This window comes from Fimbriimonadaceae bacterium (genome assembly GCA_023957775.1).
GTDB lineage: Bacteria > Armatimonadota > Fimbriimonadia > Fimbriimonadales > Fimbriimonadaceae > JAMLGR01.
This window is the reverse complement of sequence record JAMLGR010000007.1, coordinates 40,970-62,529: the sequence shown is the minus strand read 5'-3', so window position 1 is coordinate 62,529 and position 21,560 is coordinate 40,970. Positions and strand designations below refer to the sequence as shown.

Here is a 21,560-nt window from a genome sequence, read left to right as displayed (position 1 = left end):
CGCTGGATCGTCCCCAGATTGGAGGAGATCAGATTTGCTAAAAGAGTTTAAGGAATTCGCCATGAAGGGCAACGTCCTCGACATGGCGATCGGTATCGTCATCGGCGCGGCGTTCGGAACGATCGTGTCTTCGTTCGTCGCAGACCTTCTGATGCCGTTGATCGGACTGCTGACCGGGGGCCTTGACTTTTCGAACCAGTTCGTCGTGCTCAAGGAGGGGGCCACACCGGGCCCCTATCTGTCGCCGGCGGCAGCCACCGAAGCGGGCGCCGTCACCTTGAACTACGGCACGTTCATCACCCACGTGGTGAGCTTCGTGATCGTCGCCTTCGCGATCTTCTTGATGGTGAAAGCGATGAACCGCGTGAAGAAGAAGGAAGAGGCCGCGCCCGCCGCGCCCCCCGAACCCTCCAAGACCGAGGTGCTCCTCGCGGAGATCCGCGACGCGCTGAGGGCGAAGGGGTAGGGGACGGGAATCGGGAATCGGGAATCGGGAATCGGGAATCGGGAATCGGGAGTCGGGAATCGGGAGTCGGTCGGGAGTCGGCGGGAGTCGGGAGTCGGTCGGGAGTCGGGAGTCGAGCCGCCTGCGGCAAGAGGGGTTCTGCATGTGTGCGCAGAACCCTTCTTCTATGATCCGCATCGTATGCATCGCGGCGCTGCTCTTGGCGACGGGGGCGGCCCCGTCGCGCCAGGACGTCCTGGCGCGGGCCCGGGCGCTTCAGCGCGAGGTGCCGCTCATCGACGGACACAACGACCTGCCGTGGGCGTCGCGGTCTCGCAATCCCGACCTCGCGGGGCTTGACAAAGGCCTGCCCACGGGTCAAACGGACATCCCGCGGTTGCGGCAGGGCGAGGTGGGCGGGCAGTTCTGGTCGGTCTACATCCCCGCCACCGTGACCGGGCCGGCTGCGGTCAAGATGGTGACCGAACAGATCGACACCGTGCACCGACTTGCAGCCCGCTATCCGGATACCTTCGAAGTCGCGCGCACCGCTGCGGATGTCGAACGGATCTTCCACGAAGGCAAGATCGCGAGCCTCATCGGCATGGAAGGCGGGCATTCCATCGACTCGTCGCTCGCCGTCCTTCGCATGACGTATGCCATGGGTGCGCGGTACATGACGCTCACGCATTCGCTCAACACCCCGTGGGCGGACTCGGCCACCGACAAGCCCGAACATGGGGGCCTCACCCCGTTCGGCGAGGAAGTGGTGCGCGAGATGAACCGGATCGGCATGTTGGTGGACCTCTCCCATGTTTCACCGGACACCATGCGCGATGCCCTGAGGGTCACCGAGGCACCGGTCATCTTCTCGCACTCGGGAGCGCGGGCGGTGTGCGACCACCCGCGCAACGTCCCCGACGACGTGCTGCGGCTCGTCAAGAAGAACGGCGGCGTGGTCATGGCGGTCGTCCTCGGAGCCTACGTCGCCGACTCCTCCGCCTGGCGCGCAGATCGCTCGGCGGCGCAAGCCAGGTTCCAGAATCAAGCCGATGCGGCCGCCATGCTGCAGCAGTGGGAACGCGATCATCCGCGGCCCAAAGCGAACCTGAAGGGCGTGGCGGATCACATCGACCATATCGTCCAAGTCGCGGGCATCGACCACGTCGGAATTGGTGGCGACTTCGACGGGGGCGGTGGAGTCGAGGGGCTGGAGGACGTGTCGAAGTATCCGCTTCTCACCGCCGAGTTGCTGCGCCGCGGCTACTCGGAAGAAGAAGTCAAGAAGTTCCTCGGCCTCAACGTTCTTCGCGTGATGCGCGAGGCAGAGGAGGTGGCGAGGCGATTGCAGAACTCCTCTCGCGCGCCCCGACACGGGTGAGCCCCGTCAGCCCACCGGCGATGTTCGCCCGTCCCCAAACAGGCGACCCTCAGGGTTGCTCCTGGCCAAGGAGCAGCGCGTTGAAGAGGAGCTTGAACGTCCCGTGGGGTTGGCCCCGGAAGAGGATCTCGGGCCCGTACAGCACGACCCGCCCCTTTCCCAGCTTCGTTGCGACGGCCGCGACCGTGTTCTCCAGACGCTCCTGGCCCCACGCCCAACCGCTGCGCAACGGATGGTCGGTGTCGTACCAGGCGATCCGATCGGCGTCTCCGGTCAGCCGGAAGCTGGGGCTGGCGTCGAACATCACATCCACTTGCTCGGGCATGCCGAACGCCAGCGGGTGCGAGGGGTCCAGCCGCACACGCAACACCGAGCCTGGGACATAGAACTTCTCGCGCGAGACCGGCCGCTCCAAGCCGTTCTGGGTTTCCACCAGGGCGTTGGCGACGGGCAGGCCAAGCTGCTGGGCAATCCCCGTCGCGCTTCCGATCGCGACCACCGTCCCTCCGCGCTCGACGAACTCGCGCACTCTTGGGAGGGACTCGTCGACGGAAAGGGAGCCCTGCCGCACCCGCCACTCGTCGGGGACCCCTTCCAGCGTTTCGCCGCCGCCGCCCCGCCCGCGGCCACCGATCGTCATGCCGTCCACCATCACCAACACGTCGAACTTGGAGAGGTCTCCCCGGTCGATCTCGGGCGGATACACCACAGTGAACGGAAACTCAAACTGTTCGAGAACCCAACGGGTCCAGCCCGACGGCATCGAACCGCCATAGCGATCCAGCAAGGCGATCCGAGGCTGACGGAGTCGGACCAGGCCGCTCGAAGGCTTCGAACCGGCATTGGACGCTCGCACCCCCTTCTCCCTCGCCAGACCCTCGAGGAGCTGCCGTGTCCGTTCGGTTGCGGGCACCCAGAACGCGCCGAGGGGAACCGGGGCCTCGGCCGAAACCTGCGTGCCGGCCATGCGGTACACGTCCACGCCATCGTTCATCATTCGGTTCATGGCCAGGAACGCATCGTTCACCCGTGGGTCGATGACGTAGCCCGCCGAATCGGACCGCAGATCGCAGGGCACCGTCGGCTTGGCGGGAGTCCGCAGCAGGTCGAGGGGCTGGTCGAAGGCGTCCAACGTGCGGTCGAACTGCACCCCCATCGTGTACGCCAGCGTCCAGCCCGCGTTGTCGTAGGGCGCCGTCGGTGGCGCGCCCGGGTATTCGAAATCGTCGGGGTGCACTTGCGGCTCGAACATGCTGAGCACGTGCGGGCGGAACGCTTGGTCGGCGCGGACCACGAAAGTCCCCGCGGGGTAGGTCTTGCCCTTGTAGGAGAACGATCCGGCGCTTCGGCGAACTTCGAGACCCGTCTCCATGAGCGTATTCACGAACTTGACGGCGGTCGCGTAGTCCGCTTGGTCCCCCGGAATGAGAAACGCGCGAGGATCGCGGTCGGCGGGCTTGCGAAGATCGGCGAAGCTTCGGGCTTCCTCGATTCTCCGCGGATTCGGCGTCCACGTGTCCGTTCGACCCTTCTCGATGGAGTTGCGGCCCATCTTCCAGAAATTGAGCAGCAGCTCCTCTCGGTAGCGGGACGCGTAATCGAGAATCGCGTAGTTGGCGGTGATCGAGTAGTCCACCGACTGGCGGAAGTGCCACTCCTGCGGTTCGATGGGAGCGGGAAGGTCTTGGCTCGGCAACAGCTTCGATTTGACGAACGGAATCCGGGTCGGCGTCGGGCTGCCGATCGTCTCGGTCAGGATGCCGATCATGTTGTGGAAGTAGGCCATGGTCCTCAGGCCCCCGTTCCACCAGCCCGAGTACGTGGCGCCGCTCCGCATCGTGACGCCCGGTTTGTCCTCGGCGAGGAACCGGTCGTGCATCGCGGAGCTCACGAAGTCCAGTCCCGTTCGCACCAGCGGGTCGCACTCGTAGGCGAAGGGGTCGCGAAACGGCGGCGAGAACATCACGGTTCCCGCAGGGCCCGTCTGGTGATGGTTGTAGACGATCTCGGGATACCACTCGCTGTACATGACCCGGTTCATGTTCTTCGTCTCGCTCTGCGTGGAGGCGAAGAAGTCGCGGTTGTTGTCGTGTCCGATGTACTTTTGGTAGAGCCTGGGAAGTCCGCTGAGCGAGCGCTTGCTGGGGTCCGGATTCCGCATGTACCAGTCCGCCACCAGATCGTGTCCGTCGGGGTTCGCGTGAACGAGCAGGATGATGCAATCCCTCAACACCCGCCGCGTCTCCTCGTCGTCGCGGCTCACGAGCTGCCACCCCATCTCCATGAGGGCCTGTGCGCAGAGCACCTCGCTCGCGTGAAGCCCGCCGTCGATCCAGACGACGGCCTTCCCCTCCGCGGCCAGGGCCTTCGCCTCCGACTCGTCGACGCCTTCGGCGCGCGCCAGCTTGCGCGCGATCTCCTTGTACCGTGCCAGCCGGGACATGTTGGAGGGGTCGGTGACGATGGCCATGTACTGCTCGCGGCCCTCTTCGGTCTTGCCGATCGACTCGAGTTTGAACCTGGGCGACTCGCGATCCAGCTTCTTCCAGTAGCGTTCAAGCTGCTGGTAGTTGGCGAGGAAGTAGTCGTCCCCGAGCGCGTGGCCGAACTCGGCTTTCGGCGACGTCTGGGCTTGGGCCAAGGACGCAAGGACGACGAGCAGGAGGAGAGCAGACCGTTTCATGCGATTCGAATAGGGTACTCGGAACGGGAATCGGGAGTCGGGAATCGGGAGACGGGAATCGGGAGTCGGGAGACGGGAATCGGGAGACGGGAATCGGGAGTCGGGAGACGGGAATCGGGAGACGGGAATCGGGAGTCGGAATCGGGAATCGGGAGTCGGGAGTCGGGAGACGGGCATCGGGAGTCGGGGTCAGGCGGGGGGAGTGAGCCGGAAGAACCTTATGGCGTTGGCCGTCGTCATTTCTGCACACGCCTCTGCGCTGATCCCGCGCGCCGCCGCGAGGGCGGCGTTGACGAACTTGACGTTCGCCGGGCGGTTGGGCTTTCCGCGGAACGGCTCGGGCGACAGGTAGGGGCTGTCCGTCTCCAACACGATGCGGTCCGCGGGAGTGTCCCTGGCGATGGCGCGGAGCGCGTCGTTCTTCTTGTAGGTGATCGGCCCGTCAAACCCGAGCACTCCTCCCAACGCCAGCGCCCGGGCGGCTTGGGCGGCGTCGCCCGAGAAGCAGTGAAAGAGATAGGGTTGCGGCGCATCGGCCTCCAACACGTCCAGGAGTGGGTTCCAAGCCTCGCGACAGTGGAAGACCACGGGCATGGCGTGCGCCCGGGCGAGATCGAGCTGGTCCCGCAGACAACGATGCTGCTGCTCGGGGGTGGAGAAGTCCCAGTAGAAATCGAGCCCGATCTCGCCGACAGCCACCACCTTGGGATGCGCGAGCATCGCTTCGATCGCCAGGAGGCCGGCGGAGTTGAAGCTCGCGGCGGAGGTCGGATGCCACCCAACCACCGCGTAGACCCCCTCGTGCGCGTCCGCCAACTCGACCGCCGCCAGGCTCGTCTCCTCGTCGCATCCCACGACGACAAGTCGTCCCACGCCCTCGCGCGCGGCAAGGGCGATCTCGGCCGCCGGGTCTGGAAACTTGTCGGCGAAGTTCAGGTGGCAGTGCGTGTCGATCAGCATCCGTGGCCGCATCCGTCGCCTTGAAGGGCGCTGAGAAGGTCCGGCAGCAAGGGCGCCAACGCGTCCAACCCTTGGCGCACCGCTTTCGGAGAGCCTGGGAGGTTGACGACGAGCGTCGCCCCGCGGACCCCGGCGATGCCTCGGCTCAGGTGGCTCATCGGCGTGTGCTCCAGCCCCCTCAGGCGCATGAGCTCCACCAGGTTGTCGGCCCGCCGATCGAGCAAGGTCGAGGTGGCTTCCGGGGTGACGTCGCGCGGCGAAAAGCCCGTTCCTCCCGTGGTGAACACGGCCGCACAGGTCTCGCAGAGTTCTGCGATCGCCCTTTGGATCGCCGAGATCTCGTCGGGAACGAGCCGCGTCTCGCACTCGCAAAAGCCTTGTGCGCGCAGGGCTTCCACGGCTGCGGGGCCGCTCTGGTCCTCCTGCCGTCCGGCCGAGCGGGAATCGCTGACCGTTACGACTCCGACTCGCGCTTCCATGGCGTCTTGCCTCCTGTCTTCTCGAGCAGCCGCACGTCCTCAAGCACCAGGTCCGGGCTGACCCCCTTGAGCATGTCGATCAGCGTGATGCCCGCGACCACCACGGCGGTGTACGCCTCCATCTCCACGCCCGTCGGCCCATCGGTCCTCGCCTCCGCCTCGATACGGACGCCGCTCTCCTCCACCTGCAGCCGCACGTCGAGCAGCGAAAGGGGTAGCGGGTGGCAAAGCGGAATCAGTTCCGAACACCGCTTCCCGCCTTGGATGCCCGCCACCTGCGCGATGGTCAGCGCATCCCCCTTGGGCAACGATCCAACGGCCTCGCGATGGGCTGGGGTCCAACGGAGGAATCCCGCGGCCACCGCCCTTCGCGAGCTGGAAGCCTTGCCCCCGACGTCGACCATCTGTACCGTTCCATCCGCCTTCACGTGCGAAAGCTCCGCCATGGATGGAGTTTAGCCCGGGCGCCGAGAATCGGGCGGGAAGCGGCTCTACGACTCGCCGGCAACCTCGCACGGTTGGACGCCCAGTCGGCGATCGGCATCGGCCTGCAACTGGTGCATCTGATCCTCCAGCTTCAAACGCAGCACCTCCACCTCGTCCGCCGTGGCTTCCGGCGGAACGTACAAGGGCTCGCCAAAGACGAGGAGCACCTTGGCGAACGGCCACGGCACCAGATAGCGGTCCCACGTCGGCGCCAGCCACCGCGGGTGGGCGCTGAAACCGACCGGCACAAGCGCCGCACCCGACTTCTGCGCCATCAGCATCACGCCGTTCTGGACGACTCCGCTCGGTCCCCGCGGCCCGTCGGGCGAGATCGTCATGCCTGCACCCTTCCGAAGCACCCTAATCGACTCGATGGCCGCCCTGGCTCCTCCGCGTCCCGTGCTGCCGCGAATCGTCTTGAACCCGAACCAGCGGAACACTCGGTTCTGCATCTCGCCGTCGCGGGACAAGCTGATGATCACGTACGCTCCGCGTTTGCGGAAGAAGTTCACCGCAAGCAGCGATCTCCCGTGCCAGCCCGTCACGATCCAGCCGCACGTCAAGGCCTTGAACGGCTCCATCCCCTCGGTTCGAAACCGCAGCGTCAAGCCCAACAGCCGCGCCAAGCCGTAAACCAGGCCGCTGAGAACGATCGGGCGGATGTAGCGCCAAGCCCGCTTCATGAGGCCCACCCTCGGGTGCGGGCGAGCTCCGCGGCCGGGTGCATCGGATAGATGCGCAAGAGCTCAGCCAGCAGGTCCTGCGCCCTCGACGGGCTCGTTTCGCGCTCCAGGGCGACGAGGGCGAGCATCGCGTCCGGGCGCTGCGGATCGTCTTGGGACCCCTCGACCACGGACTGAAGCAGGCGCCGCGCCGTCTCGGGGTCCGGGTCTTTGAAGCGCTCCGCCAGCAGGGTTCGGCGAAGCGAAGGCAGGACGGACAGTCGCTGCAGACGATCCAGTTCGCGCAACGCCGGGGCCTGGCCGGACTCGGGCGTGAGGTCGAGGATCCGGCACCAGACCGCGGCCTCCTCGTCGATGTCCCCCAGACGACCCAAGGCGGCGGCAAGCTCCCTCATCGCGGCAAGGTCGCTCGGATGCTCCTCCAGGTGGCGTCGCGCGGCCGCGACGGCCGCGGCGGGGCTTCGTGCGTTCATTTCGCGCAGGACGGCATGGCCCAGCTCGAGGCGCGCCATGCTGGGCGCCTTCATCACGAGACCGAGCACCAATCCGGTGGCGAAGCCCCCGAGGTGGGCCCAGTAGGCCGTGCCGCCGGAGCCCCCCCAGGAGAGGAAGGCGCCCGCCACTTGGAGCACCAGCCATACGCCAACCAGCGCCGCGATCGATGCGCCGAGCTTCGGAGCGAGCGGAACGCGCAGGGAGAGGTAGTGCAGCGAGTAGTACGCCGCGCAGGCGGCGACCGCGCCGCTGGCGCCGATCATCGGGGCCGCGTCCGGGGCCGCCAGGAGCGCGTGGGCGCCGACTCCACCCAGGCCTCCCAAGAGGTAGACCGTGGCAAACCGAAGCGAACCCGCCGCCAGCTCGACCGCCGGCCCGACCGCCGCCAGAAAGACCATGTTCCCCAACAGATGCAACAGGTTGAGGTGAAGGAACTGGCTCGCGAAGATCGTCGTTGTGGAAGGCCGGGCCGCAACAAAGCCGAACTGAGCCACGAGCTCAGGTCGGAACGCGGCCGCGAATGCCGCGACCAAGTTGGCAGCCACCAGGATGAGGGCCACGATCGGAATGCGGCCCGCCTTGCTCACTCGTCCTGAAGCCACTCCTCTTGCACATCGACGTTGACATACGTCTCCTGAACATCGTCGAGGTCATCGAGGGCGTCCAGCAGCCGCAGCAGTTTGGGAATGTCGTCGCCCGTGGGCTCCGCCTTGTTGGTCGCCACGTAGCTCAAACCCACGTCGGTGGTCTTCACACCCATCTTCTCCAGCGCGTCGTTGACGCTGTGCAGCGACTCGATCGCGGTGGTGATCACGAACGTGCCGTCCTCCGAAGATACGTCGTCGCCGCCGGCTTCGAGCGCCTGCAGGGTCAGCTCCTCCTCGTCCACGCCCTCGGCGGGAACCACGATCTGCCCGACGTGCTTGAACTGCCAGCTCACCGATCCGTTCTCGGCCAGGTTCCCGCCGGACTTGCTGAACGCATGCCTCACTTCGGCCACCGTGCGGTTCTTGTTCTCCGTGTAGCACTCGAGCATGATCGCGGCGCCGCCAGGGCCGTACCCTTCGTAGGTCAGCTCCTCGTACGCCGCCCCTTCGATCTCGCCCGTGCCGCGCTGGATCGAGCGCTCGATGTTCTCCTTGGGAACCGAGTTTTCGCGCGCTTTGGAGATCGCGAGCCTCAGACGGGGATTCGAGTCGGGGTCGCCCCCACCCATGCGGGCGGCCACGATGATCTCGCGGCTGAGTTTCGTAAAGATCTTGCCTCGGATCGCATCCTGCTTCCCCTTGCGGATCTTGATGTTTTTCCACTTGGAGTGGCCTGCCATGCGAGCATTTTGGCACGACGGCATGGAAGAGGGCTGGGGCGAGGACAAACACCTCGGTTCCCAGCCCCGGAATCACGGACGGCAGACGGCGTCGGCTACCCCCCGCTCACGACCTTGACGTGGTTCTCGGGTTCCGGCTTGTAGATCTCGAGGGTCTGGTTCTCAGTGAACCGATACTTCAGGGCCGTCGCTTCGGTCACCACGTCCAACGCGTACTTGAGCGACGTGTTCACCAGGTACGCGTCGATCTTGTAGGCGGGGACCGACGGCGCAACTTCGATGGTGATTCCGGCCTGCTTCGCAAACGCGCTGAAGACGAGCTTGAGGTCGGTCTTGTCGAGGCGCGTGTTCACGATCTTGTCCAGCACGCTCGCCGGCAGCTTGCCCTTGGGCTTCTCGACCGCCTGCGCCGCCTTGACGTTCTCGGCGGCCTTCGTCTGCACCGGCGTCTTCTTGCGGCTCACAAAGTAGATGCCGTTCTGCACCTCGTACTCGAGGGAGGCGAGCTTGCAGACGATCTGGAGGGCCTCTTCGAACTCGACCCCCGTCAGCGAAAGGTGCAACACGAACGACGAGTAGGGGTCGCAGACGTAGTTCTTCTTGGCTTGCGTGAAGAGTTGGTGCAGGACCTTTCGCACGTCGTCTCCCGACGCGCTGATCGTCACGGTTCCGGCGGCGTCCTGCTCGACCTTGGGTCCGTCCTGGGCGAATGCGGAGACGGAGGCGAGGAGGAGGACGAGGGCAAGTAGGGTCTTCTTCATGATTGGCTCCTGGGAGTGATGGGGTTGCCGTTCGCGTCGTAGACGCGGATCGTGCCGCTTGCGGGCTTGGGCGGGGGTGCCTTGGATTCGACTCTGGGTGGGGTCGCGGCGGGGCGCGCCGGATTGGGTTTCGCCGGCGTCGGCTTGGGTTGCGCCGGTGTCGGATTGGCTTGTGAAACAGGATCCGCGCCGGCCTGCTTGGTCTCGGGGGTGGCCGTCGCCACCGGCTCGGGCGTCTTCTCGGCAGGCTTTGGAGGGGACGAGGGGGGTGCGGCGGGCTCAGCGTCGGGCTGCGCCTTCTCGCTCGCGGTCGGCGGCGCGGCCTTCTCCCCGAACACCAGGGTCGGGTTCTTGGAGAGCACGGTCATCGCAACAAGAACGACCGCGAGCGCGCCGGACCACAGGAGGGGTTTGAGCAGCGCGCGCCCTTCCGGCGCCCCCTCGCGTGGGGGCGCAGGCGCCGTCGCGGCCTGGATGAGTTGTTCGCGGAGCCGTCCGACCAGGGATCCGGTCGGGGCGGGGTTCGACTCCGCCTCGGGGCGGGAATTCGTTTCGGGGGCGTGGACGGCGGCGTGTCCGCCAAGCATCGCTTGGAGTCCTTCCCGCCGTTGGCGCAGCAGCTCCGTGCACGCGGCGCACTCGCCGATGTGGCCCTCGAGTTGGTCGAGCGCTTCGGGCGAGAGGGCTCCCCCCGTGAGATAGCGCCCGATTTGGGCCTGCGCGATCTGGCACTCGACGTTTTGAACCGACATCTCTAACAATCCACTTCAGGTTTCTTCGGCCGCGACAAATGCGGCCTGTTAGGATTGTCGGTTCGCGTCCTGGTTTCTTTAGGGGGGCGTCGCCGCGGTGATCGACGCCTCGGCGAAGAGCCTCTCGACGACCGGTCTTCGCGCGATCTCCGAACCGTCCGTGGTCGCGGTCGCCGCGCCGGCGGCAAGGCCCCAGCGAAAGGCCTCGGTCAGAGGCCGGCCTTCCTCGAGGGCCCAAAGGAACGCTCCCAGCATCGAATCGCCGCTCCCGATCGTGCTGCGCGCCTTGACTTTCGGCGTCTCGCCGATCCACGTCCCTTCGGGCGTCGCCAGAACGGCCCCGTCCGCGCCGAGGGAGACGATCGTCATCCGGCCCCGGTGGGAGCCCTGGCGCGCGAGGATCTCGTGTGCGGCGGCCACCGCGTCGTGCGTCGACGCGACCGGGCGCCCGAGGAGTCTCGACGCCTCCTTGGCATTGGGTTTGCACAGGTCCGGGCCGGCCTCCAGGGCTTCCCGAAGCGCGTCGCCGTCGGCGTCCACCAGGACTCGGCAGCCGGAGCGGAGGAAGAGGGCCGCCAGCTCCTGGTAGATCCCGGACGGAACGCCAGGGGGAACGGAACCTCCCATCGCGGCCCAGCGGCACTTGCCCGCGACTTCGCCGCAAAGCGCCATCAACCGTTCGAGCTCGTCGCTTTCGATGCGCGGACCTCGCGCGTTGAAGGTGGTGGGTGGAGCATCGGACTCGTCCTCGACGCTGAAGTTCTCGCGAGTGGGTTCCCGCGTCTCGACGAACGCGTGCCGAACGCCCTGGTCGTCGAGAACGCGCCGGACATACGCCCCGGGCCCACCTCCGAGAAATCCGACGGCGAGGGTCGTCGCTCCCATCTCGGCGGCCACCCGGGCCAAGTTGATTCCCTTACCGCCCGCATCGATCTCCGTGCGGAGAACGGGGTTCGTGTCGCCCACGCACAACCGCTTGACGAACAAGCTGTGATCGATCGACGGATTGAGCGTGACGGTGGCGATCATTGGGCCATCACTTCGGCCAGCAGCAGCTTTTTGGGGTCCACGGCCCTCTCGGTGTGCAGCACGTAGTCCAAGGGATGGGAGACGAGCCGACTCCCTTCGACCCCCACCATCTCGCCGCGCACGCCGTCGAGAAGGCGCGTTGCCGCAAACGCGCCCAGCCTCAACGACAAGACGCGGTCGAACGCGGTGGGACTCCCGCCCCGTTGCATGTGGCCGAGGACGAGGTAGCGGGCATCAAACCCCGTGTTCTTCTGGATGAAGTCCTTGATGTCCGAGGCTTTGGCAGCGCCTTCGGCCACGATGATGAGGCTGCTGAGCTTGCCCTTTCCGGCCGCGCTGCGGATGCCGTGGCACACCTCGAGGATCGAGTAGGGAATCTCGGGAATGAGAATGGCCTCGGCACCGGAAGCCAACCCGGCCTCGACCGCGATGAACCCGTTGGATCGCCCCATCACCTCGATCACAAACACCCGCTCGTGCGAGTAGGCTGTGTCGCGCACGCGGTCGATGGCCTCCACCGCCGTGTTGACCGCCGTGTCGAACCCGATGGAGAAGTCCGTCCCGCTGATGTCGTTGTCGATCGACCCGGGAACGCCCATCACGGGAAACCCGAACTCCTCGTGGAGAAGCAGGGCGCCGGTCAGCGATCCGTCGCCCCCGATGACGACCAGCCCCTCGACCCCGTTCTTCTTCAGGTTCTCGACGGCCTTGACGCGGCCATCCCCCGTTCGGAACTCCTCGCTCCGGGCGGTGCGGAGAATGGTCCCTCCGCGACTGATGATGCCTCCGACGCTGACGGACTTCAGCGGCTCGAATTCGTTGGCCACGAGACCCTCGTAGCCATGCTTGAACCCCAGCACCTTGGCTCCGCGCCCGACGGCCGTCCGCACGACTCCCCGAATCGCGGCGTTCATCCCCGGGGCGTCGCCGCCGCTCGTCAGCACTCCGATTTTCTTCAAGGTTCCACCCGGGCGCATGCGCCCCCAATGGAAAGACTCTCGGCACGTTCGCTTCGTCGCGCACGTGGAAGTACAATGGACGCTTCCCATGGCTGGTAATCCCCTCGCGCACCCGGTTGGCGCGCTGTTGCGCTTTGCGGAGACCGCGCACCTCGGGCAATCGCTCGAAGTCGCGGCCTCCAAGTTGCGCCACGCGGAGGGCGGTTTGGTCGTGGTGCTGGATGAACCGGTCTTGGCCGGGATCGTGACCGAGGCGTCGCTCGCGCAGTGTCTGGCGGAGGGCATGGTTCCCGACGACCCGCTGGATGCGGCGGTTCGTCCGGCCAGGGTCATCGCGCCGCACGCGACGGGCGCGGACGCGTTGCGTCGGTTCGACGAGGATCCGTCGACCTTGGTGGTCGCGGACGAGCACGGGCGCGTCCTGGGCATCCTCGCGCCGTCGGACCTCTTTCCGAAGTTCCAAGAGCCAATCCGTCCACCGGCGATCGGGGGCATGGCCACCCCGTTCGGCGTCTACCTGACAACCGGCGCGGTCTCCGCCGGAGCGGGTCACTTTGCCCTGGTCACGACGGGGATGCTGCTGTTCACGCTGTTCTTCGGCGCGGCGACGATCTCAGATCTTCTGGCCACCCGCCTTTGGATGCAGGGACTGTCGGAGTCCTGGGCCAACGCGATGCGCGAGCTCCTTCCGGTCGGGTTGTTTCTCCTGGGCATGCGGCTGCTTCCGCTGGCCGGAACGCACGCTTCGGAGCACATGGTCGTCCATGCGATCGAACGCGGCGAGCGGCTCGAACCGCAGACGGTCAAGCGCATGCCGCGCGTCCATCCGCGCTGCGGCACGAACCTCGCGGTAGGGGCGGCGGTGTTCCTCGGGCTGTTCCACGCCGGGTTCATCCCGGACGAGCAGTTGCGGCTGCTTGTCGCCGGCTTGGCGACGCTGATGCTCTGGCGGCCTCTCGGGGGCGCGATGCAGTGGTTTGTGACCACGAAGCCCCCCACGGACCGCCAGGTGCAATCCGCTGTGAGGACCGGCCAGGAGCTGCTCGATCGGTACCAGACCGTTTCCGTGGTCGCGCCCGCGTTTCCGATGCGGCTTTGGCGCAGCGGCCTGTTCCACGTCATGGGAGGCGCGCTGCTGGCGGGCGCCGCCGTCGCCTGGCTGTCCGGCATGCTGGGTCTGGAGATCCCCATCTAAACTCCACCCCCAACTCCCAACTCCCAACTCCCAATTCCCGACTCCCGACTCCCGACTCCCGATTCCCGACTCCCGATTCCCGTCCCCCGACTCCCGATTCCCGATTCCCGATTCCCGTCCCCCAGGTATACTCCCCCGCCGAGGCCACCTCTACCGTGCAAGCGCTCTACACCACTCTTCTCGTCATTGGGATCATCGTCGCCTTCGTCTTCTCGGCGCTCGTGTTCTTCACGGGCAAGGGCGACGCGATGTCCGGCGGGTCGGGCGTCCGCACGACGTTCCGCGGAAAGGCGAACTTCGACGACTTTATCTCGCGGCTCAGCTTCATCCTTGGCGTTTCGTTCATGGGCATCATGCTGCTCCTCGACATCATCGCCAACCGAACGCCGAAGTAGAATCCGGTCCTGAGACTGACGATTCTCCACACGAACGATCTTCACGGCCGGCTCGACGACGCCAAGGCCGAGGCGTTGCGAACGCTGCGCGAACAAGAAGGCGCTCTCCTGCTCGACTCTGGGGACTGCATCAAGGCGGGCAACCTCGCGATTCCGGTGCGGGAGGATCCCGCGTGGGGCAGGCTTCACGCCGCCGGCTGTTCCGCTGGCGTGTTGGGGAACCGGGAAACGCACCCACTCGCCTCGGCGTTCGAAGCCAAGTTGAGGGGCGCACGCCACCCGCTGCTGTGCGCCAACCTGCGCGCCAAGGGAGCCGGAGAGCCGCCGCCCTTGCCCGGGTCCCTCGTGCTGCAGCACAAGGGCGTCCGCGTGGGGATCCTCGGCGTGATGGTGCCGATGGTCACCGAGCGGATGGCCTCCAAAGCAGCGAGCCACTACCTTTGGGATCCGCCCCTTCCCCGCGCGGCCGCCATCGCCCGAGCTCTGCGCCCAGACGTGGACGTGCTGATCGCGCTGACCCACATCGGCCACCGCCAGGATCTGGAACTCGCCGCGGCGTGTCCGGAAATCGACGTGATCCTCGGAGGGCACTCGCACACCGTGCTCGAGCAGCCGGTCTTGGTCGGGAAGACCGCGGTTTGCCAAGGCGGATCGCACGCGCGATTCGTCGGCGTCTACTCCTGGGAATCCGGGCGCGGCGGCGTCGAGGGGCGGCTCGTTCCGCTCGATTGACCGCGCTTTTGGCCGACCCCTGCGCTATACTTTCAGAAACCCTCTGCGACGTCTCGGCGCGAGGTTTTTTTTGTGCGTTCTCCTCGTCTTGGGCAAGGGGAACGTCTAGGGCAAGGGCGATATCGTGACCAAGTACATCTTCGTCACCGGAGGCGTGGTGAGTTCGATCGGCAAGGGGATCGCCACCGCCAGCCTCGGCAGACTCCTCCGCAACCGCGGACTCACGGTTGCGCCCGTCAAGCTCGACCCCTACATCAACGTGGACGCGGGCACGATGAACCCATACCAGCACGGCGAAGTGTTCGTGACCGACGACGGCGCCGAAACCGACCTCGACCTGGGCCACTACGAGCGGTTCATGGACGTGAACTGCTCCCGCGGCTCCTCGATCACCACGGGCAAGGTCTACCTCAAGGTCATCGAGGCCGAGCGGCGAGGGGACTACCTCGGCGCGACGGTCCAGGTCATCCCACATGTCACGAACGAGATCAAGCGTCTCATCCGACTGCACGCGAAGGAGCAGGAGGCCGACGTCGTGATCGCTGAAATCGGCGGCACGGTCGGCGACATCGAGAGCCTCCCGTTCCTCGAAGCGATCCGGCAGATGCGCAAGGACGTGGGCGCCGAGAACACCCTTTACTTCCACGTGACGCTCATCCCCCAGGTTGGGCCGTGGGGCGAGATCAAGACCAAGCCCACCCAGCACAGCGTGATCAACCTTCGCGAGATCGGCATCTCGCCGGACGTGCTGATCTGCCGCACGGACCTCCCGATGCCGGACGACGTCAAGGAGAAGATCAGTCTGTTCTGCGACGTGCCCAAGCGCGCGGTCATCGAGTCGATGAACGTCGAGACGATCTACGAGGTCCCCCTCAAGTACGAGGATGCGGGATTGGGCGAACTCGTGACGGAACGGCTCGGGCTGGAGGCGCGAACCGATACGATGTCCGAGTGGAGGACGCTGGTCGAAACGCTCAAGCACCCCAAGAACGCGTGCCGCATCGGGGTCGTGGGCAAATACACGAGCAACGGAGACGCCTACAAGTCGATCAACGAGGCGCTGATCCACGCGGGCATCCCGAACGACGCCAACGTGGAGATCCAGTGGATCGAAAGCGACTCCCTAGAGGAGGGCCGCCCTCCCGAAGAGGCTCTCGAGGGTCTGGACGGGTTGGTGATTGCTCCAGGATTCGGCGCGCGTGGCATCGAGGGCAAGATCGAGGCGATCCGATACGCTCGCGAAACCGGACTGCCGTTCCTCGGCATCTGCCTCGGCCTGCAGATGGCGGTCATCGAGTACGCCCGCAACGTGTGCGGACTCGAGGGCGCCAACAGCGAGGAGATGGTGGACGCGCCCAACGGCCCCGCCTATCCCGTGATCCACCTGCTTCCCGAACAGCACGACGTCACCGAGAAGGGGGCCACGATGCGCCTGGGCGCCTGGCCCTGCAACATCGTCGCGGGGACCCTCGCCCACACGCTTTACGGCACCACGAGGGTGGAAGAGCGCCATCGACACCGCTACGAGGTGAACAACGAGTTTCGCGAGATGCTGCAAGAAGCGGGGCTCATCGTCTCGGGCGTGTCGCCCGACTACCGGCTCGTCGAGATGGTGGAACTGCCGTCGCACCCGTTCTTCATCGGCACGCAGGCGCACCCCGAATTCAAATCGCGCCCGAACCGTCCCCACCCGCTTTTCCGCGGCATGGTGAAGGCGGCGGTGGAGCGGCGCGGACGCGTTCAAGTGCTGTAGCTTCCGCAGAACCGGCCGGAACATCGAATTGGCCACGGGCGACGGCGGGGCAACTGAAGATGCCGGGGAGACAAGAGCTACTACACCCTCAAGGTGAAGACGTGGCGTCAGCGGACGGTGTCGCAGTAGCGATCCCCTCCTCGCCTCCGCACACGACGTCGTAGAGCGACAGCACCAGGGTCAGCACGATCGGACCTGCGAAAAGCCCGATCGGACCCATCACGAGGACGCCTCCAAGCAGGCTGAAGAACACGGCCATCGTGTGCAACTGGGTCCGCGCCCCGATCACCAGGGGCTTGAGCAGGTTGTCGATCTGGCTCACCACGCCGAACCCGAAAGCCAAGAGCAGCACGCCGGGCACCACGCGCCCTTGAGACATCAGCAGCAGCGACATCGGGACGTAGATCAACGGTGCCCCCAGAAGGGGAATCCAACAGAGCACGATCGTGACGACGCTCCACATCAACGCGTTGGGAATCCCCGCGATGCCGTAAGCGACTCCCGCCAACGATCCTTGCGCCACACCGACCAAAAGCACGCCGACGAACACCGCCGAGACCGTCCCCTGCATGCGATCGAGAATCCGTTGGATACCATCGCGGGGAAGGGGGATGAAGCGCATCAGCGGCTCGCGAAGCCGGTGCCCGTCCCGCAGCATGAAGAACGCGGTCAGGAACGCGATCACGAGCATCAGCATGCCGTGTCCCAAGGTGTAGGCAAGGGAACCCGCGGCCTTGCCCAACGTGGAGGTCAGGCCTTGGCGGTTGGCTTGAAACCAGCTTTCGAGATCGAACTGGGTGCCCGCCATCCGTTGAAGAACCGGTGCAAGCGCATCGTTCGCCTGGGCGACGACGCTGTCCACCGAAAACGCGGTGCCCGCGTTCGGCGCGGAGGCTTTGAAGTCCTGCACCACCGAATTGACCTGGGCGACGAGCAGGATGCCGATGAGGGTGAGGGGCACGGCGACTGCGACCAAAAGGCCCATGATGATCGTCAACGACGCCATGTTGTCGGCCATTCCTTCCCCCCGTTTGCGCAATCGGGAGAGCCACCAGCTCCTCGAGCGCTGGTAGGGGCCGTAGGCGAGGACGGAGATGACCGTCGCCAGGAGGATCGCGTTCAGGAACGGCAGCCAGATCCAGACGAGCGCCACGACCGGCAACCCGATCACGAGCCATTGGACGACTTTGCGGACCCACTGCACGTCTTGCACGACTCCAGACTCCATGTGGCAAGTGAGCCGGCTGGGACTCGAACCCAGGACCCACGCCTTAAAAGGGCGTTGCTCTACCAACTGAGCTACCGGCTCGCCAAGACCGAATACTACCTTGGCCCCGGATGGGCGGACTCTCTGGTAAATTGCCTCCCATGGCCGACGACCAGCTCACGTACCGCGACGCGGGCGTGGACATCGGTGGTGCGGAGCGATCGCTTCGAGCCGTGATGCCCTCGATTCAAGCGACCTACAACGATCGGGTGATTGCCGGCGTCGGAGGGTTCGGCGGGCTGTTCCAAGGCGAATTCCCCGATTTGGAGCGTCCCGTGCTGGTCAGCAGCATCGACGGGGTCGGCACCAAGACGAAGGTCGCGGCCATGGTCGGCGACTTCTCAGGCCTCGGGAAGGACATCGTGAACCACTGCGTGAACGACATCCTGTGCCAAGGGGCGCGGCCGCTGTTCTTCATGGACTACTTCGCCTCCTCGCGCATCGACCCCGCGGTGTTCACCCAGGTGCTCGGGGGCGCGGCAGAGGCGTGCATGGCGGTGGGCGCGGTACTCCTCGGCGGCGAGACCGCCGAGATGCCCGGCGTCTACCTCGACGAGGAGATCGACCTCGTGGGCTCGATCGTGGGAGTGGTCGACATGGAACGTCGGCTTCCGCGCGGCAAGATTCTTCCGGGCGACGCGGTGATCGGGATCGCCAGCGTGGGGCTGCACACCAACGGCTTCTCGCTCGCCCGCACCGCGCTCTTCGAGCACGGCGGGCTGTCGGTCCGGGACCTCGTGCCCGGCATGGAAACGACGATCGGGGAGGAGCTTCTCCGGCCCCACAAGAGCTACTTCAACGCGGTCTATCCGATCTTGCAGGAGATCGAGGGGGTGCGCGGCGCGGCCCACATCACCGGGGGAGGGCTTTACGGCAACCTCCCGCGCGCCATGCACGCGAACGTTCAGGCGGTGCTCGACCGCCGGTCGTGGACGCCGCTGCCGATCTTCCGGTTGATCCAGGAGGCCGGAAACGTCTCGGACGTGGAGATGTTCACGACCTTCAACATGGGGATCGGCATGGCCCTCGTCGTCTCGAAGGACGTAGCGGACGAGGTGGTGGGCCGGCTGAACGAGAGCGGGGAGGCCGCCGCGAAGATCGGCTACATCCAGAAGGGCGCCCACGACGTGCAGATCGTCTAGGAAGAGCACGCCCGTCTAGCGGGCGTGGCACCCATCACTTGGTTCCACGCAGGTGCAACTCCCGCGAGTCGGGCGCGTCAGCTACAGCCGGAACACGAATCGCGCGTTGCCAAAGGCGATCTCGGTGCCGTCCTCAAGCTCGGCCTCCTCGATCCGCTCAAAATCGTCCCTCAGCACGAACGTTCCGTTGGACGAACCGAGGTCCCGGAGCTTCCACACGCCGTCCTCCAGTTCGAATTGGGCATGCTTGCGCGAAACGTAAACGCCTTCGTCGAGAGGTCCCAGATCGACGTCGACGGGTCCGACGGCGGGATCGAATCGGCCCACAACCGCCGGGGAACTCAGCGGGAAGACGAACTCCGTGTCGGCCCCGGAGCGGCGGAGAATCAGGCGGGGACCCGCGGACGGTTCCGCTTCGACTTCAGGCTCGCTCGCCCCCTCCTCCAGTTCGTTTTGCTCCTCGGGAGCTTCGACCGGCGAATCCAACTCTTCGTCGCTATGCATGCTCGGGCCTCCTGGCCAACCACTCCCCCACGCCAAGCACCAGCGCGGAGAGCGCGAGTCCCGGCAAAAGGGTTCCGAGGTTGAAACTCGTTTCTCCCACTTGGACGTCGAGGAACGGGTTTTGGGTTCTTATACCGTAAACGAGCAACGCGAACGACAGAGCGAACGCCCCCGCCATCGAACCCACCACCCACCGGTTCCCCGCGCGCAAAGGCAACAGCCCGTACGACGACGCGACGGGAAGCAGCAACGCGCCCACGATCGCTCCGCCCCACATGTACCACAACTGCACGACCGACTGGATCTGCGAAGCCAATACGATCGCAACGACCGTTGCGACGCCGATGCCGAAACGGGTCCAGGCCTTGACTTGGGCGTCGTCGAGGCCGCCCTTGGCGCGGGCGACGAGGTCGCGGCCGAGGGACGAGCCGCCAACCAGCGTGTAGCCCACCATCGCCGAAACGATCGTTCCCACCATCCCGCACACGAACATGGCCTTCAACCCGGGCGGAAGGACGGCCTCCCCGAGCGCTGGGAACACCATCAGCCGGTTCTCGGGAACCGGCTTCAGCAATGCCAGCGCGTACATCGCGCTGACGATGGACATCGCGTCGAACACGAACCAGAACCCGACCGAGATGAAGACGCCGCGACGACCGATACGAGGCGTCGCAGCGCTCGCCACGCGCTGGTGGAACCCCGGATCGACCAAGGTCCACGCGCCCAGGATGAGGAAGCTGAGCACGTAAGGAACGCCCGTCCCCCCGTCCCACGTCAGCAGGTGCGGTTCCAGCGACCCCAGAGTCTTGCCCAAGGGGTACCGAACCAGGCAGTAGACGGCCATCACCGCGAAGCCGACGTACATCATCGCAAACGCCAGGAGCGAGGCCCGCGCGTCCGCCAGCAGCCCGCCTCGGTAGAGAAACAGGGTCCCCACGCCCGCGCCGACGACGACGGCGACGCCGAAGCTCCAGCCCGTGAACGCCTGAACGAGCGTCCCCAGCATCAGGACGTGGAACGAGGGCACAGCCAACAGGAAGACCAGCGCGCCGCCCACGAGTGCCGCGGTGTTGCCGAAGCGCTGGCCGAGACGCTCGGGAAGACTGATCTGGTCCGCCTCCCGGACGCGCTCGGCGAACTTGGTGGCGTAGAGCAGGGCGAAGACGTAGTAAGGGACGCCCAGCAACACCCACGTGCCCAGCCCGTAGTAACTGACCGACTCCCCGATCCCGAGGATTCCGCCGTACCACGTGCTGACCAGCGTGGCCACGAACACGGGCAAGGTCAATCCTCGACCGGCGGCAAGAAACTGGAGCACCGAGTGGTCCCGTAGACGCGCGCTGAACCCAAGGGCCAGCAGCGCCGCCACGAACACCAGCACGACGGCCGTGTCGAGCGGCCCCAGAGTCAAGGCCAAGGCAACGCCTCGTCCGGGGGTCCCCCCAACACCAGAAGCGCGCACCCCAGGTGGACATGGGCGCTTACGCACTCCTCGACGGCTTCGTTGGAGAGGCTCCACGTGCCGGTGGGACCGAACTCCGCGTCGGACACGGGCCAGCGCACCCCCGTGAGCGTTGCGCGGCACGGACCGCCGATGGGCAACAGAGAAACGAGCTGACCGACGCGCGCCCCAACCACCGACTCGCCTCCTTCGCGCACCAGCAAGCCCGTTCCGTCCCGCAGCGCGAGACGAATCTCCAACGGGGAGCGAGCGGCGCTCAGAAGCGCCGCCAAAAGGTGGTCGAGGCGGTCTCCCTCGATGCCCGCCAGCGTGATCTGCTTCCAGCCCGAACGCCAAGCGTGGTCGAGGAGCTTGTCGCAATCCGAGCGATGCACGTCGTCGTCTCGTATCAGCTCCGCACCGCTGGCGAGGGCCGCCGGGCTGGCCGAGTCCATATCGCCAACGATGCGGTGGGGCGTGATGCCCCCCTCCAACAACCGGTCCGCGGCACTGTCGGCGGCCAAGACGACCTCGGCCGAGCGAGCCCAGCGGACGAGGTCGCCTACGTCCTGGTCCTCGCCTGCGAGGACCCCCAGCACGCGCGTCGCCACACCCCATTGTAGCCGTCCGAACGCAACGGGGCGCCGGTCGGAAGGACCCTGGTATTTCTACCTGGATTTCCAGGTTCCAT

22 protein-coding genes and 1 tRNA gene are annotated in these 21,560 nt (G+C 66.1%); 7 read left to right on the top strand and 16 right to left on the bottom strand.

From position 1 onward, the window contains the following. The first annotated feature begins 61 nt into the window (after window positions 1–61). Both mscL and M9921_07630 read left to right on the top strand, forming a co-directional pair. Window positions 62–466: a large conductance mechanosensitive channel protein MscL gene (gene mscL / locus M9921_07635; protein ID MCO5296712.1), complete on the top strand. Its 405-nt coding sequence runs from the start codon at window positions 62–64 to the stop codon at window positions 464–466. Between the two features lie 166 nt (window positions 467–632). Beyond that, entirely contained in the window at window positions 633–1,826 is a 1,194-nt protein-coding gene (locus tag M9921_07630; protein MCO5296711.1) for a dipeptidase, read from the top strand. A gap of 49 nt (window positions 1,827–1,875) precedes the next feature. Here the strand turns inward: M9921_07630 and M9921_07625 are convergent, their stop codons facing one another. The 11 genes from M9921_07625 to pfkA all read right to left on the bottom strand — a co-directional run bounded on the left by M9921_07625 (window position 1,876) and on the right by pfkA (window position 12,440). After that, complete coding sequence (locus M9921_07625) at window positions 1,876–4,509, bottom strand: M14 family metallopeptidase (protein ID MCO5296710.1); 2,634 nt, start codon at window positions 4,507–4,509, stop codon at window positions 1,876–1,878. A 189-nt stretch (window positions 4,510–4,698) separates the two neighbouring features. Beyond that, a complete protein-coding gene (locus M9921_07620) occupies window positions 4,699–5,469 on the bottom strand; it encodes a TatD family hydrolase (protein MCO5296709.1) in 771 nt (256 codons plus the stop codon). Further along, window positions 5,463–5,948, bottom strand: a complete 486-nt coding sequence (locus tag M9921_07615) for a MogA/MoaB family molybdenum cofactor biosynthesis protein (GenBank protein MCO5296708.1) — start codon at window positions 5,946–5,948, stop codon at window positions 5,463–5,465. Before M9921_07615 ends, M9921_07620 begins: the two co-directional genes overlap by 7 nt. Beyond that, window positions 5,924–6,394: a cyclic pyranopterin monophosphate synthase MoaC gene (moaC, locus tag M9921_07610; GenBank protein ID MCO5296707.1), complete on the bottom strand. Its 471-nt coding sequence runs from the start codon at window positions 6,392–6,394 to the stop codon at window positions 5,924–5,926. Before moaC ends, M9921_07615 begins: the two co-directional genes overlap by 25 nt. Window positions 6,395–6,439: 45 nt before the next feature. Then, window positions 6,440–7,117 carry a lysophospholipid acyltransferase family protein gene (locus M9921_07605; GenBank protein MCO5296706.1) on the bottom strand — a complete coding sequence of 226 codons (678 nt, stop codon included), beginning with the start codon at window positions 7,115–7,117 and terminating at the stop codon, window positions 6,440–6,442. Further along, on the bottom strand, window positions 7,114–8,199 hold the full coding sequence (locus M9921_07600) for a rhomboid family intramembrane serine protease (protein MCO5296705.1): 1,086 nt from the start codon (window positions 8,197–8,199) through the stop codon (window positions 7,114–7,116). Before M9921_07600 ends, M9921_07605 begins: the two co-directional genes overlap by 4 nt. Continuing rightward, window positions 8,196–8,939: a YebC/PmpR family DNA-binding transcriptional regulator gene (locus tag M9921_07595; protein ID MCO5296704.1), complete on the bottom strand. Its 744-nt coding sequence runs from the start codon at window positions 8,937–8,939 to the stop codon at window positions 8,196–8,198. The genes M9921_07600 and M9921_07595 overlap by 4 nt, the downstream gene beginning before the upstream one ends. A gap of 95 nt (window positions 8,940–9,034) precedes the next feature. After that, complete coding sequence (locus M9921_07590) at window positions 9,035–9,700, bottom strand: hypothetical protein (protein ID MCO5296703.1); 666 nt, start codon at window positions 9,698–9,700, stop codon at window positions 9,035–9,037. Next, on the bottom strand, window positions 9,697–10,452 hold the full coding sequence (locus M9921_07585; protein ID MCO5296702.1) for a zf-HC2 domain-containing protein: 756 nt from the start codon (window positions 10,450–10,452) through the stop codon (window positions 9,697–9,699). Before M9921_07585 ends, M9921_07590 begins: the two co-directional genes overlap by 4 nt. A 78-nt stretch (window positions 10,453–10,530) precedes the next feature. Continuing rightward, window positions 10,531–11,481, bottom strand: a complete 951-nt coding sequence (locus M9921_07580) for a 1-phosphofructokinase family hexose kinase (GenBank protein MCO5296701.1) — start codon at window positions 11,479–11,481, stop codon at window positions 10,531–10,533. Then, window positions 11,478–12,440 (bottom strand): 6-phosphofructokinase, encoded by a 963-nt coding sequence (gene pfkA, locus M9921_07575; GenBank protein MCO5296700.1) that lies wholly within the window; start codon window positions 12,438–12,440, stop codon window positions 11,478–11,480. The genes M9921_07580 and pfkA overlap by 4 nt, the downstream gene beginning before the upstream one ends. Before the next feature lie 88 nt (window positions 12,441–12,528). Here pfkA and M9921_07570 point away from each other — a divergent pair, with 88 nt between their 5' ends. The 4 genes from M9921_07570 to M9921_07555 all read left to right on the top strand — a co-directional run bounded on the left by M9921_07570 (window position 12,529) and on the right by M9921_07555 (window position 16,515). Continuing rightward, entirely contained in the window at window positions 12,529–13,635 is a 1,107-nt protein-coding gene (locus M9921_07570) for a DUF1385 domain-containing protein (GenBank protein MCO5296699.1), read from the top strand. Between the two features lie 155 nt (window positions 13,636–13,790). After that, window positions 13,791–14,030 carry a hypothetical protein gene (locus tag M9921_07565; protein ID MCO5296698.1) on the top strand — a complete coding sequence of 80 codons (240 nt, stop codon included), beginning with the start codon at window positions 13,791–13,793 and terminating at the stop codon, window positions 14,028–14,030. 75 nt (window positions 14,031–14,105) lie between these two features. Next, window positions 14,106–14,762 (top strand): hypothetical protein, encoded by a 657-nt coding sequence (locus tag M9921_07560; protein MCO5296697.1) that lies wholly within the window; start codon window positions 14,106–14,108, stop codon window positions 14,760–14,762. 124 nt (window positions 14,763–14,886) lie between these two features. Then, a complete protein-coding gene (locus tag M9921_07555; GenBank protein ID MCO5296696.1) occupies window positions 14,887–16,515 on the top strand; it encodes a CTP synthase in 1,629 nt (542 codons plus the stop codon). A gap of 88 nt (window positions 16,516–16,603) precedes the next feature. Here the strand turns inward: M9921_07555 and M9921_07550 are convergent, their stop codons facing one another. Further along, a complete protein-coding gene (locus tag M9921_07550) occupies window positions 16,604–17,743 on the bottom strand; it encodes an AI-2E family transporter (protein ID MCO5296695.1) in 1,140 nt (379 codons plus the stop codon). Window positions 17,744–17,751: 8 nt separating this feature from the next. Further along, window positions 17,752–17,824 (bottom strand) — tRNA-Lys (locus M9921_07545). Window positions 17,825–17,883: 59 nt separating this feature from the next. On the opposite strand from M9921_07545, the gene purM reads away from it, so the two are divergent. Beyond that, on the top strand, window positions 17,884–18,924 hold the full coding sequence (gene purM / locus M9921_07540) for a phosphoribosylformylglycinamidine cyclo-ligase (protein ID MCO5296694.1): 1,041 nt from the start codon (window positions 17,884–17,886) through the stop codon (window positions 18,922–18,924). Window positions 18,925–19,005: 81 nt separating this feature from the next. On the opposite strand, the gene M9921_07535 is transcribed toward purM, so the two are convergent. The 3 genes from M9921_07535 to M9921_07525 are packed head-to-tail and all read right to left on the bottom strand — an operon-like array spanning window position 19,006 to window position 21,480. Further along, window positions 19,006–19,428: an FHA domain-containing protein gene (locus M9921_07535; GenBank protein ID MCO5296693.1), complete on the bottom strand. Its 423-nt coding sequence runs from the start codon at window positions 19,426–19,428 to the stop codon at window positions 19,006–19,008. Further along, entirely contained in the window at window positions 19,421–20,845 is a 1,425-nt protein-coding gene (locus M9921_07530) for a hypothetical protein (protein ID MCO5296692.1), read from the bottom strand. Before M9921_07530 ends, M9921_07535 begins: the two co-directional genes overlap by 8 nt. Next, the gene (locus M9921_07525; protein ID MCO5296691.1) at window positions 20,836–21,480 is read right to left on the bottom strand and encodes a thiamine diphosphokinase; all 645 of its coding nucleotides are present in this window, start codon (window positions 21,478–21,480) and stop codon (window positions 20,836–20,838) included. Before M9921_07525 ends, M9921_07530 begins: the two co-directional genes overlap by 10 nt. Window positions 21,481–21,560 lie beyond the last annotated feature (80 nt).